Annotated in this window: 8 protein-coding genes; 7 read left to right on the forward strand and 1 reads right to left on the reverse strand. The window is 70.4% G+C overall.

Annotation, left to right across the window (positions count from 1 at the left end; all coding sequences use genetic code 11):
* Positions 1–21: 21 nt before the first annotated feature.
* From ACXJKB_RS11840 to ACXJKB_RS11855, 4 genes are all read left to right on the forward strand, one after another.
* Entirely contained in the window at positions 22–792 is a 771-nt protein-coding gene (locus ACXJKB_RS11840; RefSeq protein WP_457188539.1) for a type III pantothenate kinase, read from the forward strand.
* A 73-nt stretch (positions 793–865) separates the two neighbouring features.
* Complete coding sequence (locus tag ACXJKB_RS11845; RefSeq protein WP_457188541.1) at positions 866–2,842, forward strand: hypothetical protein; 1,977 nt, start codon at positions 866–868, stop codon at positions 2,840–2,842.
* Positions 2,843–3,155: 313 nt separating this feature from the next.
* A complete protein-coding gene (locus tag ACXJKB_RS11850) occupies positions 3,156–3,485 on the forward strand; it encodes a histone-like nucleoid-structuring protein Lsr2 (RefSeq protein ID WP_300049271.1) in 330 nt (109 codons plus the stop codon).
* A 161-nt stretch (positions 3,486–3,646) separates the two neighbouring features.
* On the forward strand, positions 3,647–6,223 hold the full coding sequence (locus tag ACXJKB_RS11855; RefSeq protein ID WP_457188543.1) for an ATP-dependent Clp protease ATP-binding subunit: 2,577 nt from the start codon (positions 3,647–3,649) through the stop codon (positions 6,221–6,223).
* A gap of 21 nt (positions 6,224–6,244) precedes the next feature.
* On the opposite strand, the gene ACXJKB_RS11860 is transcribed toward ACXJKB_RS11855, so the two are convergent.
* Positions 6,245–7,126, reverse strand: a complete 882-nt coding sequence (locus ACXJKB_RS11860) for an A/G-specific adenine glycosylase (RefSeq protein WP_457188545.1) — start codon at positions 7,124–7,126, stop codon at positions 6,245–6,247.
* A gap of 67 nt (positions 7,127–7,193) precedes the next feature.
* Here ACXJKB_RS11860 and ACXJKB_RS11865 point away from each other — a divergent pair, with 67 nt between their 5' ends.
* The 3 genes from ACXJKB_RS11865 to ACXJKB_RS11875 all read left to right on the forward strand — a co-directional run.
* Positions 7,194–7,997 carry a hypothetical protein gene (locus ACXJKB_RS11865; RefSeq protein ID WP_457188547.1) on the forward strand — a complete coding sequence of 268 codons (804 nt, stop codon included), beginning with the start codon at positions 7,194–7,196 and terminating at the stop codon, positions 7,995–7,997.
* A gap of 88 nt (positions 7,998–8,085) precedes the next feature.
* Entirely contained in the window at positions 8,086–8,466 is a 381-nt protein-coding gene (locus ACXJKB_RS11870) for a hypothetical protein (RefSeq protein WP_457188549.1), read from the forward strand.
* A gap of 349 nt (positions 8,467–8,815) precedes the next feature.
* Positions 8,816–9,033, forward strand: a 218-nt coding sequence (locus ACXJKB_RS11875) for a helix-turn-helix domain-containing protein (RefSeq protein ID WP_457188551.1), incomplete at its 3' end; no start/stop codon positions are given.

Genomic DNA, 9,033 nt, shown 5'->3' on the forward strand with positions numbered 1-9,033 from the left:
ACAACGCCGCGGGGACCCCGGATGAGCCTGCTCGCCGCTGACATCGGCAACAGCCACACCTTCATCGGTCTCCTCGACGGCGAGGAGGTCACCGCCCACTGGCGGGTCAACACCGACGAGCGCCGCACGGCCGACGAGTGGTCGGTCCTGCTCCGCGGACTGCTCGACGAGCGGCTCGGCGACGTCGACGGCATCGCCGTGTGCGCCACCGTCCCGGCGGTGCTGCACGAGTGGCGCGAGATGCTCGAGCGCCACTTCCACGACGTCAGGGCGATCGTCGTCGAGCCGGGCGTGCGCACCGGCATCCCGGTGCTGATGGACAACCCGCGCGAGGTCGGCACCGACCGGATCGTGAACTCACTGGCAGCGGCAGAGCTCTACGGCGGCCCCGCGATCGTCGTCGACTTCGGCACCGCGACGACGTTCGACGTCGTCAACGGCAAGGGGCAGTACGTCGGCGGCGCGATCTCGCCCGGCATCGAGACGTCCCTGGAGGCGCTCGGTCGTCGCGGTGCCCAGCTGCGCAAGATCGAGCTCGCGCGCCCACGGTCGGTGATCGCCAAGAACACGGTCGAGGCGCTCCAGAGCGGGATGGTCTTCGGCGTCGCGGCACAGGTAGAGGGGCTGGTGGCGCGCATGATCGCCGAGCTCGGAGCTCCGGTCGACGACGTCACCGTCATTTCGACGGGCCATTTGGCGACGCTTCTCGTCGACGATTGCGCGTGTTTCACCGAGCATTCCCCGTGGCTCACGCTGCAGGGTCTCCGGCTCGTATTCGAGCGGAACTCGTAGGACCTCGACCGGACTCGCTCGGCCGACACGTAGCATCGCGGGGTCCTGACCATGATCGACGGGGGTACTCGAGGTGACGTCACGCGTCGCAGGAGCCGCGCAGCCACACGTCGGTGACGAAGGCGAACCCGCGCGGACGTTCGGCGACCCCGAGTCCTCCAACACGCGGAACGCGCGGCACGGCGTGGTCGTGGGCGCCCTGGGAGCCGCGCTGGTCGGTGCGTGCGGTGTCGTCGTCGTGGGCGGCAGTCCGGCGGCGCTCCTCCTCGTCGCCGTGGTCGCGACGACGCTCGTCCTGCGCTCCTGGCTCAGCACCGCCCTCGCGCTGGCAGCGGCCCTGTCGGGAGCGTTCGCCCTGCTCGCGGTGAGCATGCGGTTGTGGCCTGTGCTCGGCGCCTCCCTGACCACGATGCTGGCCATCCCGGCAGTCGTCGCCGCCGTGGGCCTCGTCGTCCTCTGGCGCCGTCGTGCCACGGCACTCGCGGTGTCCGGGTCCCAGCTGGCGCTCGGAGCGGGGCTGGCCGCGGTGTCGGTGCTGCAGGTCGTGACGGTGCCGCTGGCGCGATGGCTCTCGGACAGCCCGAAGCTCGCGTGGATGATGAGGAACGACAACACCTGGAACCTCGTCTCCTCCCGCTTCCTCGTCGAGGACGGAGGTCTCGACCCGACCTCGCACCGCAACCCGGCACCGCTCGCCAACGAGGTCGTGGCGCTCTTCGCCGCACCCGGGCGCTCAGCGGTCGGCCGGGGTGACCTGCTGGCCCACGACCTCTACCGCGCGTCCGAGGCCCTGCTGTTGATGGTGGGCGCCACCAGCCTGCTGGCGGGTCTTCTGGTGGCCTCTGCCTTCCCTGCGTCGAGGGTCTGGAGTCGTGCCGTCCTCGGCCTGGTTGCCGCGATGATTCCCTGGACGTGGTCGTTGGCCGGCCTCGTGTTCGTCTACGGCTTCTGGAACTCCCTGCCCGCCGCGAGCCTGATCCTGGCCGCATGGGTGGCGTGGATCTCGTCCGAGCGACGCCCCGTGGTCTCCTCCGGCGTCCTCGCGATCATCGGCACCGGACTGCTGGCCGCGTGGGCGCCCCTGGTCCTGCTTCCTGCCGGCCTCGGGCTCGCCGTCGTGGTGTGGCGGCGGCGCGCTCATCTCGACCTCCGCGGGGTGGCGCTGGTCGCCTGGGTCACGCCGTTGGCCGTCCTCGTCGCCTACCTCGTGCTCGTCACGCGTGGCGACATCACGGCCGCCTCCGACGCGCTCGCCGCGGAGGGCCTGTTCCCGGCGTACGGCGAGAACCTCCCGCCCGTGTTCTGGTTCGTTCCGTTGGGCGTGCTGCTCGTGCTGTCCGTCTGGACCTCGGTGCGTCTGGACCTGGTGGGCACCGTGGTGGTCGGGCTGGCAGGAGCCATCGGGATCTTCTACCTGATGCACCAGCGCGCGGGCTCCGCGGGAGGGCCCTGGGGCTACTACCCCCAGAAGTTCGGCTGGACCCTCTCGTTCCTCGCGCCGGTGGTCCTCCTCATGTCCGCCAGGGGTGCCTTTGCCGTCCCGGGGCTTCGGCGCACCCAGCGCGGCAGCCTGGTCGTCGGGACGGCCATGCTCGCGAGCGTGCTCCTGATGCAGATCCCGCCGGCCGACCCTCGGCCGGTGAGCTCCATCGACTACCCGATCGCCCACCGCACACCGGATTACCGACTGTCGTCGGTCCTGCCCGTTGTGTCTATCGCGCTCCCGGACCGGTCCAGCGCGCTCGACCCGGCTGTCACCGACCTCCTGAAGCTGGAGGACCCCGCGAGAAAGGTCATCGTGTCGCGGTGGTTCGACGATCCCGGCGACAACGCGTTCGCCAACTTCTGGCTGCTGCAGCTCCCGGTCGACAAGGACGACGAGCTGCCGCGGCCCTACGCGTACGGCCTCGACAGCTTCGACCCGGTCGGACTGTGTGACCTGGTGCGCGACTGGGGGGGCGGCGTCGAGATCTACACGCACAGCGACACCCTCGCCCGCGAGATGGCCAGGACGTGCGGGGCCCAGGACTTCAAGGTCCGGCTGCGTTGACCGTGCGGGCTGCCGAACCCCGTGGAACGAGAATGCGTCAGGATCACGCACTCGCTGCCTGAGCTCATCCCGCCCGACGTGTGGGTCCGCGTCACGAATTGGTGCTTCTCCCGCCGTTGCGTCTGGTGCTGCTTTCTCGTTCGAATGCAGCTAGGACCAAACCCGCACAAGGAAAAGGCAATTCATTACCTTCGATGCGAAGTGGATGCGTCACGTCAGGGCATTCCTGACTTCTTTTGTGCGCATGAACGAGTGGTGCCACACTGCATTCGACGCGTTTGCACCAGAGCGCGCGAAAAGCAAAGGAATACACATGGCACAAAAGGTCAACATCGTTCTCGTCGACGACCTCGACGGCACCGAGGCAACCGAGACCGTGTCATTCGGCCTCGACGGCACCACCTACGAGATCGACCTCAACGACGCCAACGCCGCCTCCCTCCGCGAGGCGCTGAGCGGCTACGTCGGCCACGCCCGCAAGGTCACCGGTGGTGGCCGCCGCACCCGCCGCTCGTCCGGCGGTTCCGCCTCGTCCTCCAACACCAAGGACGTGCGCGAGTGGGCCAAGTCCCAGGGCATGGAGGTCTCCGAGCGCGGCCGCATCTCCGCCGACGTCCAGCAGGCCTACGACGCCGCCCACTGACGTACGCCGTCCTGCTCGACGCCGACGAGCCCGTTCGCTGATAGCGGACGGGCTCGTCTGTGCCCCGGGAACACGTAGGCTGATGTCGGGCGTTGAGCCCAGTGTTCGTGCTCCCGTCCCGGCGGGGGGCCAGCGGACCACGCAGACGTAGAGGAGCGCACATGTTCGAGCGGTTCACCGACCGAGCCCGGCGAGTTGTCGTGCTGGCCCAGGAAGAGGCCCGCATGCTCTCCCACAACTACATCGGGACCGAGCACATCCTGCTCGGCCTCATCCACGAGGGCGAGGGCGTCGCAGCCAAGGCCCTCGAGTCCCTCGACATCTCCCTGGAGGCCGTGCGCGCCCAGGTCGAGGAGATCATCGGGCAGGGCCAGCAGGCCCCGTCCGGCCACATCCCGTTCACGCCGCGCGCCAAGAAGGTGCTCGAGCTCTCGCTCCGCGAGGCGCTCCAGCTCGGCCACTCCTACATCGGCACCGAGCACATCCTGCTCGGCCTGATCCGGGAGGGCGAGGGCGTCGCGGCCCAGGTCCTGCAGAAGCTCGGCGCCGACCTCAACCGGGTGCGCCAGCAGGTCATCCAGCTGCTCAGCGGCTTCCAGGGCAAGGAGTCGGCGACCGCCGGGTCCCAGACCTCCGGCTCCGGCGGCGAGACCCCGTCGAGCTCGCTGGTCCTCGACCAGTTCGGCCAGAACCTCACCCAGGCCGCGCGCGAGGGCAAGCTCGACCCGGTCATCGGGCGCGAGCAGGAGATCGAGCGCGTGATGCAGATCCTGTCGCGCCGCACGAAGAACAACCCCGTCCTCATCGGTGAGCCCGGCGTCGGCAAGACGACGATCGTCGCCGGCCTCGCCCAGGACATCGTCAAGGGCAACGTCCCGGAGACGCTGAAGGACAAGCAGATCTACACGCTCGACCTCGGTGCCCTCGTCGCCGGCTCGCGCTACCGCGGTGACTTCGAGGAGCGCCTCAAGAAGGTGCTCAAGGAGATCCGCACCCGCGGCGACATCGTGCTGTTCATCGACGAGATCCACACCCTCGTCGGCGCCGGCGCGGCCGAGGGCGCGATCGACGCCGCCAGCATCCTCAAGCCGATGCTGGCCCGCGGTGAGCTGCAGACCATCGGTGCCACCACGCTGGACGAGTACCGCAAGTACCTCGAGAAGGACGCCGCGCTCGAGCGCCGCTTCCAGCCGATCCAGGTGCAGGAGCCCTCGATCGCGCACACGATCGAGATGCTCAAGGGCCTCCGCGACCGCTACGAGGCGCACCACCGCGTCACCATCACCGACGAGGCCCTGGTCTCGGCGGCGACGCTGGCCGACCGCTACATCTCCGACCGGTTCCTGCCGGACAAGGCCATCGACCTCATCGACGAGGCCGGTTCGCGACTGCGCATCCGCCGGATGACCGCGCCGCCGGACCTGCGCGAGTACGACGAGAAGATCGGCGACGTGCGCCAGCGCAAGGAGGCGGCGATCGACGGGCAGGACTTCGAGGCCGCGGCCCGACTGCGCGACGAGGAGAAGCAGCTCTCGGCCCGCCGTGCCGAGCGCGAGAAGCAGTGGCGCGCGGGCGACCTCGACGAGATCGCCGAGGTCGACGAGGAGCTGATCGCCGAGGTCCTGGCCGTGGCCACGGGCATCCCGATCGTCAAGCTCTCCGAGGAGGAGTCCACCCGTCTGCTCAAGATGGAGGACGAGCTCCACAAGCGGGTCATCGGTCAGGAGGAGGCCGTCAAGGCGCTCTCCCGCGCGATCCGTCGTACGCGCGCCGGGCTCAAGGACCCCAAGCGCCCCGGCGGCTCGTTCATCTTCGCCGGCCCCTCGGGTGTCGGAAAGACGTGGCTGTCCAAGACGCTCGCGGAGTTCCTCTTCGGTGACGAGGACGCGCTCATCCAGCTCGACATGAGCGAGTTCTCCGAGAAGCACACGGTGTCGCGACTGTTCGGATCACCTCCCGGCTACGTCGGTTACGAAGAGGGCGGCCAGCTCACCGAGAAGGTGCGCCGCAAGCCGTTCTCCGTCGTGCTCTTCGACGAGGTCGAAAAGGCCCACCCCGACATCTTCAACAGCCTGTTGCAGATCCTCGAGGAAGGCCGTCTGACGGATTCCCAGGGTCGCGTCGTCGACTTCAAGAACACCGTCATCATCATGACCACCAACCTGGGCTCGCGCGACATCGCCAAGAGCGTCAATCTCGGCTTCGGCGCGGTCGGCGCGGATGCTGCCGGCTCCTACGAGCGGATGAAGAGCAAGGTGTCGGAGGAGCTCAAGCAGCACTTCCGCCCCGAGTTCCTCAACCGTGTCGACGAGATCGTCGTGTTCCCGCCGCTGTCGCAGGAGCAGATCGTCGCGATGGTCGACAACATGATCGCCGGCGTCGAGCTCCGCATGAAGGACCGCGACATGTCGCTCGAGCTCACCCAGTCCGCCAAGGCGCTGCTGGCCGAGCGCGGCTTCGACCCGGTGCTCGGTGCGCGGCCGCTGCGTCGCACGATCCAGCGCGAGATCGAGGACGTGCTCGCCGAGAAGATGCTCTTCGGTGAGGTCGGCCCCGGCCAGATCGTGCTGGTCGACGTCGAGGGAGAGGGTCCCCAGGCGAAGTTCACCTTCAGGGGCCAGAAGAACTCCACGGTGCCCGACATGCCTCCGCTGGAGACGGTCGACGCCGAGGGCACCCCGGTCGTCGGTCCGGACGACACCGAGGGTCCCACCGACGTGCCGAAGTCCGAGGGCTGACGGTCCGAGACGTCACTCAGGTCACCCCGGGAGCGCCCAGCGCCCCGGGGTGATCTGCGTCAGGAGCCCGTCGGCGACGAGCCCGGCCAGGCACCGCTCACGCTGCTCGTCCTCCGTCCAGGCGACCTCGAGCTGCCCGGCGCTGACCGAGTCGGCCTCCCGGGCGAGCGCCAGGATCCGGCCGCGGCACTGCCGGTCGGTGCCAGCCCACGCCTGTCCGCGGCGGGGCGGTCCGTCGTACACCGGGAAGCCGGCCCCGCGCCACGTGCAGTCCGCCGCGATGGGGCAGGCGTCGCACGACGGCTGGCGGGCGGTGCACACCAGCGCGCCGAGCTCCATCGTCGCCACCGCCCACGTGGCGGCCGTGGCGGGGTCGTCGGGCAGCAGCGACGTCGCCACGTCGCGTTCCGCGCGGGTGACGGCCGGCGCGGGGAGCTCGCGCCCGGAGACCGCGCGCGTCAGGACCCGGCGGACGTTGGTGTCGAGCACGACGTGCCGCCGGCCGAAGGCGAAGCTGGCGATCGCCGCGGCGGTGTAGTCGCCGATGCCGGGGAGCGTGAGCAGGTCGTCGTACGACGCCGGCACCTCGCCGTCGTGGCGCTCGACGATGGCCGTCGCCGCCGCGTGGAGGCGGAGGGCGCGGCGCGGGTAGCCCAGCCGGCCCCACATCCGCACGGCCTCGCCGGTGGGCTCGCCGGCCAGGGCGGCCGGGGTCGGCCACCGCTCCAGCCAGGCGGCGTGGACCGGCAGCACGCGCGCCACCGGCGTCTGCTGCAGCATGAACTCGCTGACCATCACCGACCACGGGGTGGCGGACACCCCGCGCCATGGCAGCTCGCGCGCGTGGTCGTCGTACCAGTCGAGCACGGCGTCGTGCAACGCGTGGGGAGAGGGGGCGTCCATCGCGGCGATCGTAGGTCAGCCGGTGCGCCTCCGCCGAGACGGGCCGACTGCTACCTAACCTGAGCCCATGCCGACGACCGTACGACCTCGTGGGCCGCTCCCGGCCCGGGTCTACTGGACCCGACGCCTCATCGTGTTCGTCGTCCCGGTGCTGCTCGTCGTCGTGCTCGCCCGCGTCCTCGGCGGCTCGGCCGACGGCAAGGACGAGGCGAAGGCCACCCAGGCAGGTGCGAGCACGACCACGACCGCCGCACCCACCGCGGGCCCGACCGCCGAGGCGCCCGGCGCCGGCAAGAAGGGCAAGAAGGGCAAGAAGAACCCTGCCGTGGAGACCGCGCCGCCGGAGCCGGTCCTGGCCGAGCCGACCGGGCCGTGCACCGAGTCCGACATCGTCGCCACGCCTGCCCTGACGACCGCTGCCGGTGGCGCGGACGTCCCGATCACGATCAACCTCCGCACCGTCGTCACCGAGGCCTGCACCTGGCAGGCGTCGCCGGAGACGATGACCGTCAGCATCACCTCCGGCAGCGACTACATCTGGAGCAGCCGCGAGTGCCCGGCGTCGATCCCGCCCCAGGACGTGGTGATCCGCCAGGCCGTCGACGCTCCGGTCGTCGTCACCTGGTCGGCCAAGCGCTCGGACGAGGGCTGCACGAAGTGGACCGACTGGGCGATGCCCGGGTTCTACCACGTCGAGGCGGCTGCCCTCGGCGGCGACGGCACCGACGTCCAGTTCGAGCTCACCGGTGGCGTGCCCGCGGTGGTCACCACCACCGCCGACCCGCAGCCGCAGGGCGGCAAGAACAAGAACAAGAACGGCGACACCTCGCACACGCCCGGCGAGGACGGCGCGGGCAACTCCGCCGGCTGACCGCCTCCGCGCGGCAGATCGGGGTCCTTCGGCCCTGTGACCGCGGCGCGCCGCACGCGATGCTGGGGGCTCGCGCAGGAGGTGTGTCATGAGGACCCTCGGGGAGCGAGGCGCCGCAGGCGCGCACCGGGCACCCAACTCAGCGGTGTGCGTGCGACGCGCCTGGTGGTCGGTGCTCGGACTGGTGCCGTCGCTCGCCCTGGCGTTCCTGGTCGGCGAAGGCATCGCGACCGCGCTCGGGCACCCGCCCGGCGGCTCCGAGCCGACCGAGTGGTGGGTGCTCCTCGCGGCCGGCGGTCCGGCGCTTCTCGTGTTCGTGCTGCCTGCGGTGCTGGCGGTGCACTTCGGCCGTCAGGCGGCGCGGCTCGGCGACCCCCACGGCCGGACCCCGGCCCTCGTCGCCGTCGTCGTGGCCGGCACCTTCGTGGCCCTCAACCTCGTCTCGGCCGTCGGGGTGCTGACGGGCTGAGGTCGTCGTACGACCGACCTGGGGCGGCATGTCGGACACGTGCGGCGGTTGTGGCCCTCGGCGTGTCGTCGTACGGCGCGCTGGTGGGCGGTGCGAGAGCCACGTTCTGCGGCCTTGGGTTCAAGGTCTGGATGCAACACCTCGTGATGTAGGGGTGTTTGTGATGGCGGCTGGGCGGGTGTTTCCGCAGCAGGTTCGTCGTGAGTTCTGGGGTCTTGTACGCGGGGGGCTGACGGTCGCGGAGGCGGCGCAGAGGGTTGGCGCGTCGCGGTTCGCGGGGATGGATTGGTACCGCGAGCGTGGTGGGGTGATGCCCCCGTGCGATCCGCCGGCGAGACTCAGGCCGCGTTTGAGTTTCGAACAGCGTGAAGAGATCGCGGTGCTCCATGCCGCCGACGTGTCCAACGCAGAGATCGCCCGGGTGGTGGGGTGTCATCGCGCCACTGTCGGTCGAGAACTCAGGGCCGGGTCGACCCTGTTTCCCGACCGCCGCCCGAAGTATCGGGCCAGCGCGGCCCAACTGGCTGCCGACCGACGTGCCAGGCGGGTGCGGGGCGGGAAGCTGGC

The sequence above is a fragment of the Nocardioides sp. P5_E3 genome (assembly GCF_054049275.1).